19 protein-coding genes and 4 tRNA genes are annotated in these 20988 nt (G+C 44.1%); 16 read left to right on the forward strand and 7 right to left on the reverse strand.

Going from position 1 to position 20988, the window contains the following annotated elements; translation table 11 throughout:
- The first annotated feature begins 20 nt into the window (after window positions 1-20).
- The 10 genes from tolR to F0261_RS07450 all read left to right on the forward strand — a co-directional run bounded on the left by tolR (window position 21) and on the right by F0261_RS07450 (window position 6194).
- Window positions 21-440 carry a protein TolR gene (gene tolR, locus F0261_RS07405; protein ID WP_014948867.1) on the forward strand — a complete coding sequence of 140 codons (420 nt, stop codon included), beginning with the start codon at window positions 21-23 and terminating at the stop codon, window positions 438-440.
- 7 nt (window positions 441-447) lie between these two features.
- Window positions 448-1341 (forward strand): cell envelope integrity protein TolA, encoded by an 894-nt coding sequence (gene tolA / locus F0261_RS07410; RefSeq protein WP_171337591.1) that lies wholly within the window; start codon window positions 448-450, stop codon window positions 1339-1341.
- A 4-nt stretch (window positions 1342-1345) separates the two neighbouring features.
- Entirely contained in the window at window positions 1346-2701 is a 1356-nt protein-coding gene (tolB, locus tag F0261_RS07415) for a Tol-Pal system beta propeller repeat protein TolB (RefSeq protein ID WP_014948869.1), read from the forward strand.
- Between the two features lie 40 nt (window positions 2702-2741).
- The gene (gene pal, locus F0261_RS07420) at window positions 2742-3308 is read left to right on the forward strand and encodes a peptidoglycan-associated lipoprotein Pal (RefSeq protein WP_014948870.1); all 567 of its coding nucleotides are present in this window, start codon (window positions 2742-2744) and stop codon (window positions 3306-3308) included.
- Window positions 3308-4102, forward strand: coding sequence for a tol-pal system protein YbgF (ybgF, locus tag F0261_RS07425; protein WP_171337592.1), 795 nt, complete (start codon window positions 3308-3310; stop codon window positions 4100-4102). Before pal ends, ybgF begins: the two co-directional genes overlap by 1 nt.
- A gap of 292 nt (window positions 4103-4394) precedes the next feature.
- Window positions 4395-4470, forward strand: a tRNA-Lys gene (locus F0261_RS07430).
- Window positions 4471-4494: 24 nt separating this feature from the next.
- Window positions 4495-4570: transfer RNA gene (locus tag F0261_RS07435), tRNA-Lys, on the forward strand.
- A gap of 38 nt (window positions 4571-4608) precedes the next feature.
- Window positions 4609-4684 (forward strand) — tRNA-Lys (locus F0261_RS07440).
- Window positions 4685-4925: 241 nt separating this feature from the next.
- Window positions 4926-5981, forward strand: a complete 1056-nt coding sequence (gene nadA, locus F0261_RS07445; protein ID WP_171337593.1) for a quinolinate synthase NadA — start codon at window positions 4926-4928, stop codon at window positions 5979-5981.
- Between the two features lie 122 nt (window positions 5982-6103).
- Window positions 6104-6194 (forward strand) — tRNA-Ser (locus F0261_RS07450).
- A gap of 189 nt (window positions 6195-6383) precedes the next feature.
- On the opposite strand, the gene F0261_RS07455 is transcribed toward F0261_RS07450, so the two are convergent.
- Both F0261_RS07455 and F0261_RS07460 read right to left on the reverse strand, forming a co-directional pair.
- On the reverse strand, window positions 6384-6818 hold the full coding sequence (locus F0261_RS07455; protein ID WP_171337594.1) for a hypothetical protein: 435 nt from the start codon (window positions 6816-6818) through the stop codon (window positions 6384-6386).
- 225 nt (window positions 6819-7043) lie between these two features.
- On the reverse strand, window positions 7044-8213 hold the full coding sequence (locus F0261_RS07460) for a patatin family protein (RefSeq protein WP_171337595.1): 1170 nt from the start codon (window positions 8211-8213) through the stop codon (window positions 7044-7046).
- A 220-nt stretch (window positions 8214-8433) separates the two neighbouring features.
- Between F0261_RS07460 and F0261_RS07465 the strand changes: the two genes are divergently transcribed.
- Together F0261_RS07465 and F0261_RS07470 are read left to right on the forward strand one after the other, a co-directional pair.
- On the forward strand, window positions 8434-9450 hold the full coding sequence (locus tag F0261_RS07465) for a 2-dehydropantoate 2-reductase (protein WP_014978771.1): 1017 nt from the start codon (window positions 8434-8436) through the stop codon (window positions 9448-9450).
- Window positions 9451-9613: 163 nt separating this feature from the next.
- Window positions 9614-10804, forward strand: coding sequence for an OprO/OprP family phosphate-selective porin (locus F0261_RS07470; protein WP_253819270.1), 1191 nt, complete (start codon window positions 9614-9616; stop codon window positions 10802-10804).
- Window positions 10805-10808: 4 nt separating this feature from the next.
- Here the strand turns inward: F0261_RS07470 and F0261_RS07475 are convergent, their stop codons facing one another.
- Entirely contained in the window at window positions 10809-13286 is a 2478-nt protein-coding gene (locus tag F0261_RS07475) for an ATP-binding protein (protein ID WP_171337597.1), read from the reverse strand.
- Window positions 13287-13459: 173 nt separating this feature from the next.
- On the opposite strand from F0261_RS07475, the gene F0261_RS07480 reads away from it, so the two are divergent.
- On the forward strand, window positions 13460-13819 hold the full coding sequence (locus F0261_RS07480) for a VOC family protein (protein ID WP_014948877.1): 360 nt from the start codon (window positions 13460-13462) through the stop codon (window positions 13817-13819).
- A 118-nt stretch (window positions 13820-13937) separates the two neighbouring features.
- Here the strand turns inward: F0261_RS07480 and asd are convergent, their stop codons facing one another.
- Window positions 13938-15062, reverse strand: coding sequence for an aspartate-semialdehyde dehydrogenase (gene asd / locus F0261_RS07485; protein WP_014948878.1), 1125 nt, complete (start codon window positions 15060-15062; stop codon window positions 13938-13940).
- Between the two features lie 480 nt (window positions 15063-15542).
- On the opposite strand from asd, the gene F0261_RS07490 reads away from it, so the two are divergent.
- A complete protein-coding gene (locus F0261_RS07490; RefSeq protein WP_014948879.1) occupies window positions 15543-16109 on the forward strand; it encodes a cytochrome b in 567 nt (188 codons plus the stop codon).
- A 137-nt stretch (window positions 16110-16246) separates the two neighbouring features.
- On the opposite strand, the gene F0261_RS07495 is transcribed toward F0261_RS07490, so the two are convergent.
- From F0261_RS07495 to F0261_RS07505, 3 genes are read right to left on the reverse strand one after another with little or no spacing between them, the layout of a single operon-like run.
- Window positions 16247-17845 carry a sensor domain-containing diguanylate cyclase gene (locus F0261_RS07495; RefSeq protein WP_171337598.1) on the reverse strand — a complete coding sequence of 533 codons (1599 nt, stop codon included), beginning with the start codon at window positions 17843-17845 and terminating at the stop codon, window positions 16247-16249.
- A complete protein-coding gene (locus tag F0261_RS07500; RefSeq protein ID WP_171337599.1) occupies window positions 17838-18281 on the reverse strand; it encodes a hypothetical protein in 444 nt (147 codons plus the stop codon). Before F0261_RS07500 ends, F0261_RS07495 begins: the two co-directional genes overlap by 8 nt.
- Window positions 18282-18290: 9 nt before the next feature.
- Complete coding sequence (locus tag F0261_RS07505; RefSeq protein ID WP_171337600.1) at window positions 18291-19535, reverse strand: hypothetical protein; 1245 nt, start codon at window positions 19533-19535, stop codon at window positions 18291-18293.
- 332 nt (window positions 19536-19867) lie between these two features.
- On the opposite strand from F0261_RS07505, the gene F0261_RS07510 reads away from it, so the two are divergent.
- Complete coding sequence (locus F0261_RS07510; RefSeq protein ID WP_171337601.1) at window positions 19868-20365, forward strand: YgjP-like metallopeptidase domain-containing protein; 498 nt, start codon at window positions 19868-19870, stop codon at window positions 20363-20365.
- Window positions 20366-20478: 113 nt separating this feature from the next.
- Window positions 20479-20898: a CBS domain-containing protein gene (locus tag F0261_RS07515; protein ID WP_014978778.1), complete on the forward strand. Its 420-nt coding sequence runs from the start codon at window positions 20479-20481 to the stop codon at window positions 20896-20898.
- Window positions 20899-20988 lie beyond the last annotated feature (90 nt).

Genomic DNA, 20988 nt, shown 5'->3' on the forward strand with positions numbered 1-20988 from the left:
TTCCAAACGGAGTACTTGTTATGTACGTAAGAAAACGCCGCAGGCCGGTATCAGAGATAAACGTAGTGCCCTACATCGACGTGATGTTGGTGTTGCTTATTATCTTTATGGTAACGGCGCCGCTTATTTCTCAAGGGGTAAAGGTAGATTTGCCTAAAGCAAGTGCCAACCCGATAGAGCAAGAAGATACACCACCTATTATTGCGTCAGTGGATGTTAAAGGTCGCTACTTCCTTAATGTAGGCGAAGACCAGGAATCGCCAATTAGCGAAGAAGAGCTTGGCGCTATTGTAAAAGCACAGTTGACCAAAGAGCCCAATACGCCCGTAGTGGTAAAAGGCGATGGACAAGTAGCGTATAACGAAGTGATACAGCTAATGGTGTTATTACAGCAGGCGGGTGTGCCTTCAGTAGGGTTAATGACGGATCCGGTTGAGTAATATAGATATGTCGAAACCTGAAGTGTCGAAAAGCACGTCAACCGCTAGCCACTCAAACAATGCGAGTAACGGTGTAAGTGGTGATAAAAAGAACGGCAAAAGTGCCAAGCAAGCCAACAGTATAAGCCCAGAACAAGTAGGCTTGTACAAGTCCATTGGTTTGCATCTTTTTATTGCTGCGCTGTTGCTAATTAGCGTCAGTTTCTCTCCCGACCCGTTGCCAAGTATGCCGTCGAATGCGCCTGTGATAGAAGCGACGTTTATTGATGCGCAAGCGATTGCGGATCAAAAAAGGGAGCAGGCACAAGCTGAAGCTCAAGCAAGAGCCGAAAAGCAAGAAAGGCAAAGAAAAGCAGAAGCCGCGGCAGAGAAAAAACGCCAGCAGCAGCTAGCAGCCAAGCGTGCGAAAGAGAAGCGTGAAGCAGAAGCGGCTGAAGCGAAACGTCAGAAAGACTTGGAGCGCTTAGCGGCGCAGAAGGAACAAGAGCGTAAGGAGCGCGAAGCAAAAGCGAAAGCTGAGGCTGAGCGAAAGAAAAAAGAAGCAGCTGAACGCGCTGAAATGGAAAGGATCATGCAAGAGCAGCTTGCAAAAGAACAAGCTGCTCAGCAAGAACGTAGGCGAAAACAGGTACTTACTGAAGTAGAGCGTTATACCGCGCTTATTCAGCAAACCATAAAGCGTAATTTGTATTCGGACGACAGCTATCAAGGTAAAACCTGTCGATTGAATATTCGATTAGCAACGACAGGGTTTGTTACGAGTATTCGTGTACTCGGCGGCAATGATGCGCTGTGTAGAGCGGCTGAAAGCGCGGTTCGCAGGGCTGAAAAGTTACCGGTATCTGATGCGCCAGACGTTTACGAGCAGTTAAAAGACATTACTTTAAAAGTGGAATTATAGTGGTATGAAAAAACTAGGTTTATGGATAGCGCTTATTACGATGGCATTCAGTGCCAAAGTGTTTGCATCCTTAGAAATTGTGATAACCGAGGGCGTAGATAGTGCACGTCCAATCGGGGTTGTGCCATTTAAATGGAAAGGTCAGGGCAGTATGCCTGGCGATATTTCTAAAGTGGTGATGGCCGACTTAATGCGTAGTGGTAAGTTTAACCCGGTATCTGTCGACAAAATGCCACAGTACCCGGAGACAGCGGAGCAAGTGTCTTTCACTGCATGGGCAACCTTAGGTGTGGACACGGTTTTAGTAGGAAGTATTGAGCCACAAGGAGGCGACCGTTACCTTGTATCCTATGAGTTGATTGATGTACTTAAAGGGCAAGTTGACAATGGGCAAGCTAAAGTACTCAAAGACGGCAATTTGGTATCGAGTAATGATCACGTACTAGCTGCCCGTCAGGCAGTGATCAACGGCCGAGATTTTCGCCAGTATGCGCATCGAATTAGCGACATTGTGTATGAAAAATTGACCGGTGTTCGCGGTGCATTTTTAACGAAAATTGCTTACGTCATTGTTCGCGACCGTGACACGGTAGAAAAACCTTACCAATTAGTCATTGCAGACTACGATGGTGAGAACGAAACGCGCTTATTGTCTTCGCCAGAGCCGCTTATGTCGCCAGTGTGGTCGCCTGATGGCGAGAAGCTTGCCTACGTTAGTTTTGAAAATCGTAGACCGCAAATATTCATTCAGAATATCTACACCAGCGAGCGTACGCGCATTACTGATTTCCCTGGAATAAATAGTAGCCCGGTGTTTTCACCAGATGGCAAGCAACTTGCAATGGTTTTATCGAAAGATGGAAACCCTGAACTCTATGTGATGGACTTAGCGACAAAAAATCTTCGCCGAGTAACACGAAATAGAGCGATTGATACGGAGCCCGCGTGGCTACCAGACGGCAGTGGGTTAATATTTAGCTCGGAACGGGGTGGTAAACCCCAGATATATAGCGTAAATTTAAATTCTGGGAAAGTAAGGCGAGTTACCTTTGTAGGTGAACAGAACCTTGGCGGTACGATTTCCCCAGACGGCAAGCAAATGATTATGGTTAACCAAACCAATGGGAACTATCACATTGCGAAGCAGTCTTTGGATGGTGGATCACCTCAAGTACTGACACGGACGTACTTAGATGAATCACCAAGCGTAGCGCCGAATGGAAGCATGATTATATACAGCACCCTTCACGAGGGAACCCAAGTGTTGTCACTGGTTTCTTTAGATGGGCGTTTTAAAGCTAGGTTACCAGCAGCCAATGGGCAAGTTAAATCGCCAAGTTGGTCACCATTTTTGTTCTAACAATTTAACGACTAAACAATAAAATTTAAGGATTAGTAGGATGCAAATGAATAAAGTGATGAAGAGCTTCATTATCGCATTGCCAGTAGTGACAATGATGGCATGTTCTTCAGGCCCTAGCGAAGAAGAATTGGCAGCAGAGCGTAACCGCCTTGCACAAGAACAAGCGGCTGCGGAAGCGGAAGCACGTGAAGCAGAAGCACAGCGCGTTAAAGCAGAAGCTGCACAGCGTATGAAGCGTCAGGAAGAAATGGTTCAGCAAGAAATGGAAGCGCTGAAAAACGAACAAACCGTTTACTTTGACTTTGACCGCTCAAGCATCAAGCCAGAGTTCCAGCGTATTCTAGACAAGCACGCGGCGTTCTTGGTGAAAAACCCAAGCACTAAAGTGACTATTGAAGGTCACACAGACAGTCGTGGTACGCCAGAGTACAACATTGCGCTAGGCGAACGTCGTGCACAGTCTGTTGAAACTTACCTACTTAATGCTGGCGTAAGCAGCAGCCAAGTAACAGTAGTTTCATACGGCGAAGAAAAACCAGCAGTGATGGGTTCTACTGAGTATGCATTTGCTCAAAACCGTCGCGGAGTGGTTGTTTACCGCTAATGACTATTCTAACGAATAAGACATTAAAAATGGGCGTCACTTTATGTGCCGCCCTTGCTGTTTCTACCGCATTTGCGCAAGCGCCTGTGGTAGACGCCAATGGCGGCAGTGAATTAGAACAGCGTATTGTTGTGCTAGAGCGTATTGTTAAGAGCCGAACCGAAATGCAACACAGGCTTCAAACGCAACTAGACAATATGCAAATGGAAGTCGACCAGCTGCGTGGTGCGGTTGAAGTCAATACCAATGAACTTCAAAAAGTACTTGAGCGTCAGCGTGAGCTTTACCTTGAAATAGATAAACGCGTGGAAGCACTTAAGCAAAGCGGCGCGCTACAAGGTAGTGCCATGCCTAGTGCAGGTGTTGATTCGGGCTCTGTAAGCTCTCCAGCAGCATCTACGCCAACGCAAGCGCCGCAAGCAGGTGAAGACGAAGCGTATGAAAATGCAGTGAATCTGATCCTTAAGTCTCGTGAGTACGATAAAGCCATTCCTGCGTTTCAATCGTTCATTTCGCGCTTTCCCAACAGTGGTTACGCACCAAACGCGCACTATTGGTTAGGGCAACTGTTGTTTAATAAACAGCAGTGGAGCGAAGCAAGTGAGCAATTTAATATTGTAGCTAATCGCTTTACCGATTCTGCTAAGCGTCCTGACGCCTTATTAAAACTAGGTGTCATTGCTGAGCGAACGGGAGACAGTTCAACAGCGCGTCAGCTGTTCCAACAAGTTGTAAATGATTACCCTGATTCTTCAGCCAAACGCCTCGCTGAATCTCGGTTAAATAACTTGTAATGAACAAAGCCTCTTTTAAAGAGGCTTTTTTATGAGTTAGAGAAAAGTTTTTTTCAAAAAATTCTGTTTAGAGTGCATAAAACTTCTGCACCAAATTTCACTGTATTTCGTAGAAACCTGACTAAACTCATTTAGTACTGGTATAAATACCCAGCGATTTGTTTTCATTTTGACCGTTTAGTCGTAATTTGACAGAAAAATGAAAATAAAAGGACGTTATGGGTTGCGTCGGATAAAAATCTGAGTATTATATGCCGCCGTTGCCAAGACACAGGCAACAACAGGAAAGAAAGGGTCGTTAGCTCAGTTGGTAGAGCAGTTGACTTTTAATCAATTGGTCGCTGGTTCGAATCCAGCACGACCCACCACTTTCTCTCCTAGCATCAAATGATGGGTCGTTAGCTCAGTTGGTAGAGCAGTTGACTTTTAATCAATTGGTCGCTGGTTCGAATCCAGCACGACCCACCATCATTTGAATTGCTAAACTTATCTTTGTGTCACTTGATGGGTCGTTAGCTCAGTTGGTAGAGCAGTTGACTTTTAATCAATTGGTCGCTGGTTCGAATCCAGCACGACCCACCATCAAGTCTTCTTAATGTTCAAACAACGCTACTCAAATCGCACTTTCTGAAATCTAACTTATATTTCGCTTTGCACTGTCACTTATCTCATTTTTACTTTGATCTGGTTAACTTAACCCCATGTAGTAGAAAGGTAAGTACAAATACGACTATTTAATTACGCTTATGTTGAATAGGTAGTATGTAATTTTTATGACAGTTCGGTATAATCCGCACCCTTGTCGCAACAGAGATGTAGGTTAATGTCAGTAGCATTTCGAGTGGATCAGGTAGAGTACCCGTTCCCAGCAAAACCACAGCCATTATCAGAAGCACGTAAAGCTGAGTTAAAGGCAGAGATCAAAGCCTTACTTAAGGCTCGCAACGCTGTGCTTGTCGCACACTATTACACCGACCATGAAATTCAGGCGCTTGCTGAAGAAACCGGCGGTTGTGTAGCGGACTCGTTAGAAATGGCGCGATTTGGTAGAGATGTAGAAGAGCAAACATTAATTGTTGCTGGCGTTCGCTTTATGGGCGAGACGGCAAAAATTCTTAGCCCAGAAAAGACCGTGCTAATGCCTACCCTTGAAGCGACCTGTTCCCTTGATATCGGTTGCCCGGTAAAAGAGTTCAGCGAGTTTTGTGACCAACATCCTGATCACACCGTTGTGGTTTACGCGAATACTTCGGCTGCTGTGAAAGCGCGCGCTGATTGGGTAGTAACGTCAAGCATCGCGCTGGAAATTGTTGAGCACTTAGACAGTCAAGGCAAGAAGATCATTTGGGGTCCAGACAGACACCTAGGCTCTTACATCGCAAAGCAAACCGGTGCTGACATGTTAATGTGGCAGGGCGAGTGTATTGTTCACGACGAGTTCTCTGCGCAAAAGCTTGGCGATATGAAGGCGCTATATCCAAACGCAGCGGTTCTAGTTCACCCTGAATCACCAGCCAGCGTGGTAGAAATGGCAGATGCAGTTGGCTCAACCAGTCAGCTTATAAAAGCATCGCAAACCATGGACAACGATACCTTCATTGTTGCCACTGACAAAGGCATCTTCTACAAGATGCAACAACTTACCCCAGAGAAGACGTTTATAGAGGCTCCAACGGGCGGTAACGGCGCTACGTGTAAAAGCTGTGCTCACTGCCCTTGGATGGCAATGAACGGCTTAGAGGCGATTAAGGCGTCTTTAACGGGCGAAACTGATGGGCACGAAATCTTTGTTGATGATGAATTGCGTAAAGGTGCACTTATTCCACTTGATCGCATGCTTAACTTCTCAGCCGAGTTAAAAGCGAAAGGCGGGCTATAAGCGCACGTTTTATAAGCACTTGTTGAATATTTTCCAGCAAGTTCTTGATTAAGCGCGCGGCTTTACCTACTATACGCGCGCTCAAGGGTTTTCGTAGTTGAAATCTTCTTGATACAAAATTTGGAGAGATGGCTGAGTGGCTGAAGGCGCACGCCTGGAAAGTGTGTATACGTTTATAGCGTATCGAGGGTTCGAATCCCTCTCTCTCCGCCAAATACAAAAAACCGGCTTTAGGCCGGTTTTTTTGTGTCTCTCTTGATTAGCGCTGATTAACGGGCCAATACTTTTCGCTTACCTAAAAAGAAACCCGCTGTGTAGCAGGTTTCTGTTCAAACGAATTTATTGCGACACTTGCATGCTAAAGTCAATGGCTTCTCACCTCTGACGTCGCGCCATTGCTGATTACTTAGCAACCTGCTGGTGAAGCTTGATTAGGTCAGGAAGCTTTTTCGCATAAATCGCTTTCTTTGTACCTGGGTGAAGTAATTGACTCACGAACGTGCGTAGGAAGCCAAGTACAAACGTTTGAACGCGATCAGCGTCTGCATCACTTGGGTTAGCAATAAGCTTGTCTGTCTCCGCTTGTACTTTATGTACAATCGGGTCCATGGTGTCTTTTCCAGAAACTAGGTCATTACCAGTTACAACGCCTTTGCCAAGCAAGTCTCTAACTGCTGAGTATAAATCAGCAGAAACAGCGTTAGACTGTCCCCAATTCGCAATGTTGAATTCTTCAGCAATCTTATCTAGATCAGCAGTTGGGTCGTTCGACTTCAATAGGCTGTCGATAAGTTTATGGGCTTCAGTTTGTTTTACGGGTGTTGATAATTCTGACATGGTTACATTTAATGATTATGTGGGTGAGCGCGTTATAAATATTCTGCCAGACAATGTCAACCCGTTTGCCGTTAATAGAGGCAAGCACGGGAGAGGGGCTTGCTAAGTCATTATGTAAACATGGCGAACCAAGCACCGAAATAGCACAGAAATATTACTGAAAGAGTAGCAGAATAGAGAAAAGGCACCTGCTGCCAAGCACCCTTTATCAAATGAGTAAACGGACTACGCGGAGATTCTATTCTCTTTGTCTACTTTATCTATCTTGCCTGTTCGACGTGCTGGGAAAGGCAACTTAATTGGACGTTTACCATTTAATATAGCATGTTCTGATTTCACACTATAATTAGCGCTGTCTTTACTATGCATGCCCTTGGGTGTATCAGTTACATCGAAAAACGAAGCAACAGGCTGTCTGTTTTCCTCTAGCTGGTAAGCAATGACTTTGTTTTCGGTTTCTAAAAAGGCACTTCCAGCTTGCTTACCAAGCTTATAATCATGACGAAGTTGTGCGTCTGTACTACCTAACAATTTACTTTGAAGCTTATCTGACGCAATAATTTGAATAACCTCTACGCCTTCTGGCGGGTTTTCAATAAATGCCAATTCTTTTTGATACGCTTGTTCGTGCTGCAGCAGATAGTCGATGGTCTTTGGGCACGTGCCCGTTGCGCACATTACCGCGCTTAACTTTTGTAGCCAAGGCGACTGTACTTGAAAGCCTCTTTCTACGGTGCGAATAACTACGATTTTCGTCGCGCCGCGCTTGTACGCTTCGGTAACAGGCAACGGTGCAGCCAAACCACCGTCTAGAAAGAAATCGGTATTGGCTGCCTGTTTCGTCTCGACGTCAATGTGCAGCGGTACGCCCTGTTTGTAAAGTAAGGGGAGGGCGCTCGAAGCCTTGATTAGATCGACCCAGTTGTGAGTACTTTTCATCGGATCGAGAAAATACGCCTGTCTGTCTCTGGAATTTGTGGCGGTAAATAAAATTTCTCTGTCCGCAACATTAGCTTTCGCAGTATCCAGATCAAGTAAACGGTTCGCTTCTTGGGTTTTGTCAAAATACCAATCTAAATCGACAATATGCTTACCCATTAAACCTCTTCCCATTTGAAAAAAGCGTTTGTGTCGAGTTAAGCCGCGAATAAGACGTTTTGCATAGCCTTTTTGACGCGCCACAAAGCTCGTTAAGTTCTGTGAACCTGCTGATGTGCCAATAAGAATATCGAAAGGGTCGTGTCCGGCATCTAACCATGTATCGAGTACGCCTGCCGTGAAAATTCCTCGTTGTCCACCACCTTCCGCAACCAAGGCAACTTTGCCATTGTTCGACATTTCAGCATTGTGTGCTTTTGAATAAGCGAGAGAAGGAGCAGATTGTTGACCCGACATGATAACCCTCTATTTGACCATGACTATAAATTGACTACCTGGTCTAATTGTAGGGAGATCACGACGCCGGAGAAAATTGAAAGAATAAATCGGACTGATAGGAAATAACTGATACTGAAACACTTTTTGTTATTTAATTGTGATTTCTGTGTTTACATTTTGATCGTTTAATCGCAGTCTAACAAAGTATTGAAAGCTAAACTTTCATTGGGAGTCAATAATGAAAATTGCCGTGTTAGGTGCGGGAAGTATTGGATGTTATGTAGCGGGCTGCCTGTTAGCCTCTGACCCCACATTGAGCGCCGCTAATGCGCTTACGCTCATTGGCCGTCAGCGTTTATATGATGATATTACTGCCAATGGTCTTAAAGTAACGGATTGGCAAGGGCGTGAGCAGCTAACAAAGCCTGAGCATATCGCTTTTTCAATTGAGAACGATAGTTTAGTTGATGCTGACGTCATTTTGCTTTGCGTTAAAAGCCAAGATACCGAGCAGGCTGCTGCGATAATCAATCAGCATGCAAAGCAATCAGCAGTCGTAGTCAGTCTTCAAAACGGAGTGGGTAATGCACACCTGCTTCGCCAGCACATAAAACAATGCGTAATTGCAGGTATGGTGCCTTTCAATGTTTTTTATAAAGGTAACGGCCATTTTCACTGTGGTACTGAGGGTAATATTGCTCTTGAAGACCCCAATAACCAATGTAGTGACATCATAAAAGCGCTTAACAACGCGTCGTTGCCCGTTACGGTTTATAACGATATGAAAGCTGTACAGTACGGCAAACTTATTATGAACTTGAATAACGCAGTAAACGCGTTGTCGGGTATACCGCTGAAATCACAGCTAGGGGATAGGCAATATAGGTTAGTTATGGCAAAGGTGTTGTCAGAGGCGTTAGCAGTACTAAAAGCGGAAGGAATTGCACCAGCAAGAACCGGTAAGGTCATTCCCAAACTGATGCCAAAAATTATGAAGCTACCTAATTTTTTATTCAATGTGGTGGCTTCATCTACGCTTAAAATAGATCCCGAAGCACGTTCATCAATGTATGAAGATTTGGCGCTGGGGCGACGAACGGAGATTGATTATTTGAACGGCGAGATAGTCAGGCTCGGTGAAAAAAATCACATAGCTACGCCAGTGAATAAGCATATAGTTAACCTGATCAAACAACACGAAGTTGCTCAGAAAGGAAGTCCTCACTTACCAGCAAATGCTTTACTGTTAAAGTGACAGGACCATCTAACGGTGTATTTCAACGTTAAATATTACAGTTTTGTGTCATTTTTATGTCAGAGCACTTGATTCTTAAACTAAAGTATATATCCTGCGCGCAAACTTCCGTTATATATAGTCTGCTTTGCTTTTTAAAAATCGTTTTTCTTCTTGTCTTCTGTTGAGTGCTTTATGGGCGTCGCTTTTCCATACGTCGGTTGTAGCGTCTGAGGTTGATGTCGAGCGCGAATCTAGCGCAACGTTCTCTCAATACAATGGCAACGGCCTTTCATTTCAAAGCGACAACAATACCTTCTCACTGCGCGTGCGCGGTAGATTTCAGTTTCGCTATGCCAATCCCGGTATAAGCCAGCCTACCGAGCGTGCTGACTTTGAGCATAACGCCGGTAATCAATTTGGCGTTAACAGAGCGCGGGTCAAATTAGACGGTCACATTGGATTGCCTTGGATTAAATATGGTGTGGAATACGATGCTGTCGATCAGCGCACGCTGACCGCAACACTATCTTTTGAAAAGTATGAAGCGCTTCGGTTTAAGGTTGGTCAGTGGAAAGTCGAGTATTCCAGAGAGCGCAGTGTAAGCAGTGGCGGCCAGCAAATGATGGATCGTTCAATCATCAACAGAATATTTACGCTAGATAGGCAAATGGGGGCATCCCTGTACGGTAATTTTGATGGCCCAGGCGCGGCCAATTTCAATTACTGGGTTGGAGTATTCAATGGCTCGGGCCGTGGTGATTATAGCAATCACGATGGCGAGAATATGTATACAGGGCGATTACAGTGGAATTTCTTAGGTGAGTCTGTCGGGTTTAAAAACAGTGACATTAAACGAACAGATACCCCTAAAGCAGCTCTAGCAATAGCGGGGGCGAAGTTCAAAAGCCAGTTTACGCGTTTTTCATCGTCTGGCGCTGGTAATTTAGCCAACTTTAGTGCCGGCGAGATCGAAGGTCAGTACGACATTCAGCAGTTTGTGATTGATGGTGCGTATTTTTATAAAGGGTTTAATGCTCAAGCGGAATATCATGAAAAAGATATTGTGGATTTAGCGGACAACAATAGAGAAACTACGCTGCGCGGCTATTATGTGCAGGCGGGTTATTTTTTGAGTGAATCAATCAGCTGGTGGCCAGAGCCCCTTGAAATGGCTGCGCGCTTCGGGACCTATTCGCCCCGAGACAGTGAACAAGACGAACGCTTTTTTGAAAAGACAGTAGCATTAAACTATTTTTTTAATGGCCACGAAAACAAACTAACCGCAGAGGTAAGCAGGGTTTCACTGGATCAGTTCAATACTGAAGTAGGGGACGAGACCATCTACTCTCTGCAGTGGGACGTCAGTTTTTAACTACTCACGCCGGGCGAGCAAGAAACTCACCTAGTGTGTTAACAAGGCGAGCCTTGTCTACGGGCTTGCCCACATGGGCATCCATTCCTGCCGCATGACAGTTGTCGATATCTTGCTGCATGGCGTTAGCCGTCAGGGCAATGATGGGGGTTTTCAACTTAAGCACATTTCTTATATGCCGTGTGGCGCTAAGCCCATCAACTTCAGGCATTTGAATATCCATTAGTACCAAATCATAAGTGCACGCTTTCAATGCATCAATGGCCTTTTGTCCGTTTGATACGTGTGTTAAATCTAAATGGAATTCATCAAGAAGCGCTTTTATTACTTCAACATTAATGTCGTTGTCTTCTGCAAGGAGGACACGAGCGCCTTCTAGCGAAACGTGTTGCTGAGTCGTCTCAGACAGCGGAACATCAATATCTGCTGCAACAGCAAACGTGACATCAAAAGAAAAAGTAGAGCCTCGTTCTAATTCGCTTTCAAGCGTTAGTGAAGAGCCCATTAGCTTAAGCAGATTATTACTGATGTTAAGCCCTAGGCCTGTGCCGCCATACTTTCTCGCTATGGAGCTTTCAGCTTGCGTAAAAGGCGTAAACAGCTTTACTTGGTTTTCTTTCGAAATACCAATCCCGTTGTCTTTTACCCAGCAGTGCAGGGCACAATGACTATCGTTCGACTCTGATACGGATAATCCAATTTCTATAATCCCTTTATCAGAAAACTTGATGGCATTGCTTATTAGGTTTGCCAATATTTGCTTAAATCTAAGTTCGTCAAACATCAAATCGTTATTAAGGTTTTTGTCGATATGAAGCTGGAGCACTAATCCTTTGCGTTCCGCTTGGTCTGAAAATATGTCGACTAATGTGCACAGGCTTTCATTGATGTCGTGAGGCCTGATAGCCAACGTTAGCTTGCCCGCTTCAATCTTCGAAAAGTCGAGTAGGTCGTTAATAAGTTGAAGCAGCATTTCAGACGCATTGACGATTTTCTTGGTGAGATCCTTTGCTTGCACGTCTGCTGCACGGTTCGATAATGTTTGTCCAAAACCAATAATGGCATTTAAAGGCGTGCGAATCTCGTGACTAATATTAGAAATAAACTCAGACTTTAACCGATTGTTTAATTCTGCTTTTTCTTTCGCCGTTAAGTAAAGCGCATTAGCCTGTCTTGATTTACTCAATAAAATCAAAATGATAACAATTGTTACTAGTGTGAGTGTGATAAGTATGGCGAGCAACGTAGAAAAAAGTGATTGGGTGCGCTGAGCCTCTGTTTTCAACAAAAGCGCTTCCTCGAATGCTTTATTCTCATTCTCAAGTTGATTTGCTCTGTCTTTCTCTTGGGTTATCTGATCAATTAAGTTGGCGCTTTTTATTAGCTCTAAGTCTTCATATTTCTTGGCATTCAAATAGGCTTCATGGAAAACCTCAAATTGTTTGAATGCCAACGCGTGATCACCTTTCGCAGCGATGATGTAGGCTTCTGTTTTGTCCAGTTGAGCTCGCCAAGTCGTTTGCTCAGCTTCGCGGTTTTCATCGTAGAGTTCACGTGCTTTATTAAGCGCGTTGGTCGCCTTATCCAGTTCTCCTAAACTAAGGTGAGCTTCCGCTTTTAAACGATAAATTTCGCTATTGTAAAAAGAAGATGAGAGAGGATGAGCAAGAACGATATCAGACAGTGTCAGCGCTTTCTGGAGATTACCTGAGCGATAATAGGTGGTGGCGATGCCGTAAGTGGCAAGGAACTCAGAATAGTTGATATCAATTTGTGAATCGAATTCTATGGCGCGCTCAAAGTAGTCTATGGCCTTGCGATAGTCTCCTAGATTTCTATACAGAATACCAATGGCGTATAGGTTGTCACTGACCAAAATTCGCTGGTTTTCAACTTTGGCGCCATCAAGCGATTTTTCATAGTAGGACAGCGCAATGTCATAAGCGCTGACTGATTGATAGTAGTCTGCCACAATTGCATAGTACAATGGTCGAAGCTTGGTAAGCGTATGTTTGGTTAGTATATCGTTTACCGTGTTGATAAGCTCAGCGTTAGGCGCAAAAACCTGCCCCTCGCTGTAAGTTAATACCTGGTAAATAAGCGCGTAGGCCTTTACGCTTGGTGGAATATCAGGCGTTGCAACAACGCGGTTAAAGTGCTCGTAGGCTTTGTCGTAGTCTGCTGAAATACCATACATTCTTGCTACACCAGTAGCTATTGTAAGCCCTTCACTCGAGTTGTCTTGCAACGCAATCAGCGAATTTAAGATTTTTTCGGAAGGGCGTTGGTGTATCGAGAGTTGGTACTGAACATAAAGCGCGCCCACTTTTCTTTTTTCATCTTGCGTTAATGTGTCAGATAACAACCAAGCTTCAAGCTTTTCTATTGCTGCCCCTATAGGCATAGGGACTAAGGTTTCAACGTCCACTTTAATTTCGCTGACCTTGTCTGAGATAGATGCATGAGCACTAACCGTTCCCATACTCCAAGTTAGGGCAAGCAATAAAGCCAAACTAATAAAATGCTGCAAACTAAGTGACCCGAATAAATGCTATTTGTCTTATGTTAAACGATTAAGCACGTTTAGAATTTAATCAATAAGTCTAAAGTTGGTGATAGTATGAGCTCATCAATTTTTAAAAAGAGGAGAGTGACATGCAAGAAAGCACCAAACTCAACTATGTCGAATTTGCATCTCTAGATATTCGCCGCTCAAAAGCGTTTTTTGAAAGTGCGTTTGGCTGGTGTTTTACCGATTATGGCAGTGAATACAGTGCGTTTAGCAATGCTGGCATGGACGGAGGGATTTTTTCTGCACAACGTGTGATGAAGGCAGAAAGTGGTGCGCCTTTATTGGTGCTGTATTCCAATAACATTTCTGAATCGCAAGAATGTGTAGAAAAAGCAGGTGGAGCAATTACTAAACCGCTGTTTGACTTCCCGGGGGGCTGTCGCTTTCATTTTGTCGAGCCTGGTGGTAATGAGCTTGCTGTTTGGTCTGAGTCGGCAAAATAGCGCTATCGTGTCTACGATGTCTAGTGATTCTGGCTTTTATAGTCTGATAAAAAACGCCTTGCGTGTAACGACACAGCAAGGCGCTCTAAATTCAGATTATTTAGCTATTGGCTTGTCGTTACTTTTGCTCAAGCACAATGCGCAGCATTCTGCGAAGCGGCTCTGCGGCACCCCACAATAGCTGATCGCCGACAGTAAATGCCGAGATATATTCAGGACCCATGTTAAGTTTGCGAATACGGCCTACGGGAATAGACAGTGTACCGGTCACTTTCGCTGGCGTAAGTTCTTGCATCGTCGCGTCGCGATCGTTAGGAATTACTTTTACCCAGTCGTTGTGGTTAGCTAAGATTGTTTCAATTTCGGCTAGAGGCAAGTCTTTCTTTAGCTTAAGTGTGATAGCTTGGCTATGACAGCGCATGGCGCCAACACGTACACAAATACCGTCAATCGGCACTTCACTACCTTTAATGCCTAAAATCTTGTTGGCTTCCGCTTGGGCTTTCCATTCTTCGCGGCTTTGACCTGAAGGTAGTTGCGAATCGATGTACGGAATTAAGCTACCCGCAAGCGGAACACCGAACTGTTCACTAGGGTAGTCTGCGCTTCGAATAAACTCAGACACTTGCTGGTCAATTTCTAAAATCGCGGTAGCAGGATCTTCAACTTTAGCTTTCACATTACTGTGAATTGCACCCATTTGATTAATTAGCTCACGCATGTGCTGTGCACCTGAACCTGAAGCGGCTTGATAGGTCATTGGCGAAGCCCATTCAACCAAGTCTTTCTCAAACAGGCCACCGAGTGCCAGAAGCATAAGGGAAACCGTGCAGTTTCCACCTACGTAGGTACGAATGCCTTTTTCAATGCCACTATCAATTTCTTTACGGTTTACGGGATCTAGAATAATTACGGCATCGTCTTTCATACGAAGCGCTGACGCAGCATCAATCCAATAACCGTTCCAGCCAGTGGCTCTTAAATCGTTGTACACGGCTTTTGTGTAGTCGCCGCCCTGACAGGTAATAATGATATCCTGTTTAGACAGCGCTTCGATATCGTGCGCATCTTCTAGAACACCAGCATCCTTTCCAGCAAAATCTGGTGCTGCACTACCTTTTTGCGAGGTAGTGAAAAAGGTGGGCTCAATGTGCGCGAAATCTTGCTCTTCTTGCATGCGCTGCATTAATACTGAGCCAACCATACCACGCCAGCCCACTAAACCTACTTTTTGTTGTGACATTAAATTGAGAACCCTTGTTACTAAAATGAAAAGTACTTCACCACCTATGCCTTTTGCTCAACGCTAACACATGTACTTATGAATTAACGTGTCTATCAATTGAACGTAGAATGATGTCGAACGCCGCTGCTTTATTGTGCTGGCGCAATACCTGTCGTTTTTATTTTTGTCTTTGCAGTCTAAGTGTTATTCATCCCGCTGGCTAGATGGTTTTTATAAATAATCTATCGCTGATATAAGCATTTTAGAAACGGCGAGTTCATGGCAAAAAGTTTAAACAAAACACTTGAAGGAGCAATCAAAGCGCAGGGTAGAGAGTGAACCTGTATTAACCCCTCATTGTGTCTATGCACTGCCTACGGTCTAAAAATTGCTTTATAAATAGAGTTAATCCCTCACGATGTGTGAGGAGATATACAATATTGAGATACGCTTTAAGGAAAACGTAGTTCTTAATATGAAAATAAAAGTGAGGAACGCATGCAGTACGATAGTCACAACAAATTTGCTACCACTACGGTATTTTTGCATTGGTTGGTTGGATTAACCATTATTGGCTTGCTTGCCACTGGCATTTACATGTCGGAAAACGGTGTGTATGCACTATACCCTTGGCACAAAGCGATTGGTTTTCTTGTACTCTTTGTCGCACTAGCACGTGTGGTATGGCGCATGAAAAATGGTTGGCCTAGCGCTGCTGCTAACTATAAGCCAATAGAGCACAAATTAGCGTCAGTTGTGCACTGGGTGTTGATTATCGCCACGCTCTTAATGCCAATTTCAGGCTTGATGGCGTCGGTATTGGGTGGGCACGGGCTGTCAGTTTTTGGTCTGGAGGTTTTCGCGCCAAATTATAGTGTTGAAGATCCTGAGAAAACGCTACCGATAAATTACGAGCTTTCCAAAGCAGGTGGCGCTATACACTTCTATCTTGGTTATACCGTTATTGTCGCACTCTTGCTACACATTGCTGGCGCTCTTAAGCATCATTTCGTTGATAAAGATGGCACATTGAAGCGCATGCTAGGCAAAACCATTGGGGAGTAGTGCTTAATAACCTAGTTTTCTTGTATACCTTTGTCATCGTAAAAGTATTTTGACTGAAGTTTACACCCAGTGAGTACAGGTAGATAACTTTCACGTAGAAGCCGAGCTATTTTTGCTCGGCTTTTTTTCTCCAACATTTATTGGCTGCCATTACGCGATGCTGAGTCAGCAAAGAAGAGATAGTCATTGGGTGCTGAGACCTTGTTTTGTTTCGCTTTGTACATGGCAATGTCAGCCAGTTTTATTAACGTACTCATGTCATCGCTCATGGCAGGGAAAAATGAAACGCCGACACTCATTGAAATAAACGTTGGCTCTGGGTCGCCGTTAAAGTAGAAAGGTTGCTTTACCCCGTCATTCACTTTTTCTATGGCGCGTTTTACAGAAACTTCGTCTTCAGCTTGAAGTAATAATACAAACTCATCGCCGCCCCAACGTATCGCTACATCGTTTTTGCGAATTTTTTCCTGTAACTGTTCAGCCACAAAGATGAGTACTTCGTCGCCCGCATCATGACCGAAAATATCGTTCACCGCTTTGAAGCCGTTCAGGTCAATTAACGCGAGAGCGAAGTGGTGGTCTTTTCTCATTAACTTCGCAATCAGCTTTTCACCGCCATTGCGATTATAAATACCTGTGAGTGCATCGAAGTCTGCCTGTAAGGCCAGTTTCTGGAGTTCGTGTTTTCGACTAGAAATATCATTCAGCGTCAGCTGATAGTAGCGTTCGCCATCATCAGTGACTAAAGGGCTTGCGATTAGTTGAACCCATGTGGCATCGTCAGTTTTATCTGATTTTAGTTTATATTCACCTGTTGCAAACTCATTGCGTGCAAATGCCTCCGAAAGCGAAGTTTTCATTGCAGTAGGCGCTTCAAATAGCTCCTCAAGTAGCTCGCCATAACCTTGCTTTACCTCTAGGCCAATCTTTTCTACCAAGTCGTTGAAGGCCTTATTTCTAAGCTCGATAATTCCATTTTCCGCCATTAACACAGTGGCAGACTTTGCGTTTTCAAAAAGCATTCTGAAACGCTTTTCCAGAAATTCGATTTCTTCCCTAAGTTGACGCTCTTGAGTGAATTGCTCTTCGACTTTGTTTAACAGTTGATTGGTGTCCTGCACCAGCTCGCCTATTTCACTTCGGGAGTGATACTCCGGCATTTCAATTCTTTCTTTTGTACCTGGAGTAATCTTATGCAGTGAACGGCCCACGCGAAGCATAGGAGAGATTATGATGTAGTAGGTAATTATCAACGCAACAATGCCGACAACCACTGCTTCAATGTACAACGAATAATTATTGTCAGTACTTATCTTTTTCGCCTGTTCAATAATGTGGGCAAAGTTAGGGTAAACATTGACCTCAGCCAAAGTGTCTTCAGGAATGAATGGGTGCCTCACCAAAAATACCCGAGGCTTGACGTCTTTGCTGATGGCATCGTTCACATTGAATTGATAATACATTGCATCGCTTTTAATAGACGCAGCGAGTATTTTTTCACTTTTAACTAAGCCGTTGATCGCCTCTTTTGCCAGATCTTCATCTTCTAAAAAAGCAGCGATAGACGCCGTTGCGGCAACGGTTTGGTAAAGTTCTTGAATATCGTTGTTCGCTTCACTAATTTCGTGCTCATACGTAGCGCGATAAAAAAATTCGGCGGTCGTAAGTACTACCAGCATAGCAGCAGCTACTAATATGAGTGAAAAACGAAACCCTAAGCCGTGGATGTTAATCAAAGCGGTACACTACCTTCATTTTGTCGCTGACGTACGACTCATATACATAGGCTAAGGCTGACTCATCGTCTTCTAGCCGTTGTTTGACATCTTCCATAGTTTGTTCTATCGCAGGTGGTTTAACACGTCCAGAAAACTTCAGTCTAGACCAATACGCATTAACGCGAGCAAGGGGAAGGCCCACCAGCGATTTATAAAATTGACCTTTTAGCTCGTCGTTAAGCTCTATATCGATGGGCGTTGCCTGCCTACCGTTAGGGAAAGCCGAGTACTTGCCCATGAAGAGATCTATAACCCCTTTCTTATCTAAAACCTGCACATCATTGTTTAAGTTAGTAACAACAACGATTTTCTCTTGTGATTGCGCTACAGAGGAAAAGCTATACAAGGCAAGCACGACAGCCAGTAGGGGTGAGAAGTGTTTATAAAAAGTCATCTCCTCCCCCTAAAAGCTGAAACTTAACGCAACAAAGAGGGTGTGAATAACCCCATCTTCATCATCTACAACAAGACCATCTCTGGCGCGTAGGCCAGTTCCTCTAGCTTCAACATCAGTTCGCTCAAGCTGCACTTTAAAGGCTAGATTCTCTTGCAAATCCCAACGCCATCCGAGAGAAAGTGTTTGTTGATGATGTGCCAAGCTACTCGCTACTTCTTCTACAGAAACGGCTAGTTGAGCAGTGCTCTCGTTTATTGGGAAGCCAGGTTGTTCTTGGCTAAGAAAGTATGTGTCTGTCTTTGCAAATGAGTACGAACCGTAGAATGTATGCGCACCATAAAGATAGCTGAGGTTAAGGAAGCCATTATAAGAGGGTCTCAACGCAATTGAATTCGAATCGATATATGATAGTTCTCCAGAAAGCTCCCACGCGTCAAAATAACGGTTGAAGTAAACGGATGTATAGTGAATGGTTGTATCTTTAAGGCTTACTTCTTTAGCAAAGTCTATGGCGCCGCTCCAAAATGGCTGTAGCTGCGCAACGGAAGCGGCGACAACTGCAAAATCTTCGTCGTCACTGTCCGCTTCGGTTTGGGTGTGTTTAAGAGCAAGGCTCCAGTCGAATGAGACAAATTCAACACCAATTGAACGTAAGTTATTAAACGTAATCGGGTTGTAATCGTCACTAGAAAAGTCACTTTCTCCGCTTCCCCAAAAGCCTTTAATCAATAAATTAAAGTTGTCGTAAGGCTTAGTGTAGCTAATGTCTCCTCCATCAAAGCTTCTTGCGGGAACAATACCGTAAACCTCGGTAGGGACTTTCACCCAAGGAAAGGCTATCGACACGTCTCTGGTATCACTGAAGTGAAAAATATCGGCCGCAAGTCTTCCTGCTCTTACTTGCCACGATGGGGTTATATCGTATCTTAGAAAAGCCATCTGGGTTATCGAATCGAGGTTTTGCTCATCTTGCTCTCGATAAACGAATTGACCCACAAAGTCTAGGTTATCAGAAACGCTGTAATCAAGCTGTACGCCAACTAAACTCAAAGGCTTGAATGCAAGGCCGCCTTTTTTCGCCGATTCAGCTTGAGACCGGTCTGAACGAAACTGATACCTGTCAGAATCGGAAGTTGTTGTTGCAACGGTGCCAAAACCACTAACCTTTACGTTCTCTATTTCAGCAAACGCACTATTAACAATGAGGAAGCTCATCACCATAGCGATAACTGCGAAGGACTTTTTAATCATCAATGCGTATCCAAATTCAAGCTTGTCTTTGCTGACACCTAAAAATCATACTTTCGGGCTGCTGGTTACAGTAAGAATAGTAAAGAAACAGGAAAACGTATGAAAAGTCAGCTTTTTTTATTTTTTTAACCGAGCGCTTGATAAATGCGAGTGGTATCTTCGAGCGTTGTTTGACCAGCATATCATTTAGCTTGTCGTTACTGTAGGGGGGATTCCTAATATGACTTCTTGTTACTGCTGTTTTTTTATTTTCAACAGAAATGTTTGTAAGCGGCTTTCACTGTCTACGGCTCCAATTTGCTTTATAATTCCTCCCGTAAAGGAGAAAAAACGTGAATGAATATGCTCGGTATTTTAACGGCTACCCTTCAACTATTGTGGAGCAAGCCTTACAGCTCATTTCCAACAATCGGCTACAGCGTTATTTACTAAAAAAATACCCAGAGGCCCATGATATAACCACCGACAAATTGCTGTATCAGTACGCGACGGAATTAAAAAAGCGATACTTAAAAAATGCGCCACCATTCGGGCGCGCCGCGTTTAAAAAGCAAGGTGATATGATAACTAACGCGCTAGGTACGCATACTTACCGTATGCAGGGTAAAACGCGCAAACACGACTTGGCCATTAATAACGATTTACTCTATGCCCCAGAGGCCTTGTTAAAAGCCCTTGTAGTGCATGAACTGGCGCACTTTAAAGAAAAAGACCACAACAAAGCCTTCTATAAACTTTGCTGCTATATGGAGCCAGATTATCATCAACTAGAGCTGGATTTACGTTTGTTCTGTGTGGCCGTATCTATGGGAGAAAACCCGTACACGTAACATGTGAACGCCTAATTAGGTGTCGCTATGTTTAAACCCATGTTGAGTACAATTGTCGTGTGCTTGCTATAACTAAATTAAAGCCGAAGCGCTGGAATTAATGAGGAGTATTAATGAGCATTGCTAAAATTATGTCTACGCGGGTGGTTAGCGTGCACATGGATGACAGTTTACAGTCATTGCGCGAACTCTTTGCTGCTACGGGGTTTCATCATTTGGTCGTGGTGCATGACAATAAGCTGCAGGGGATCATATCTGACAGAGACTTGATGAAATCGATTAGTCCTTTTGTTGATACCCTAAGCGAACGAAAGCTTGATCGCGCTACATTGGATAAAAAAGCGCACCAAATCATGACTCGTGAAGTCATTACACTTAACCCAAGTGACTCAGTTTATTCGGCTATTGAGCTTTTTAATACCCACAAAATTTCCTGCATTCCTATTGTCGACACGAAAAGGCATCCAGTAGGAATGGTGTCGTGGCGCGATGTGATGAAGTTTATGCAAAGTAGGGTAGAGGCAAAACGTTAGGTCGGTACTCGTATGTTATTAATAGTGAACACCGCTTGAAAGGGGAGTGGTCTCTCTACCTGCGTTTATATATTGCGGTAAAGAGACCCC

It is taken from the genome of Alteromonas sp. 07-89-2 (assembly GCF_013113925.1).
Taxonomy (GTDB): domain Bacteria; phylum Pseudomonadota; class Gammaproteobacteria; order Enterobacterales; family Alteromonadaceae; genus Alteromonas; species Alteromonas macleodii.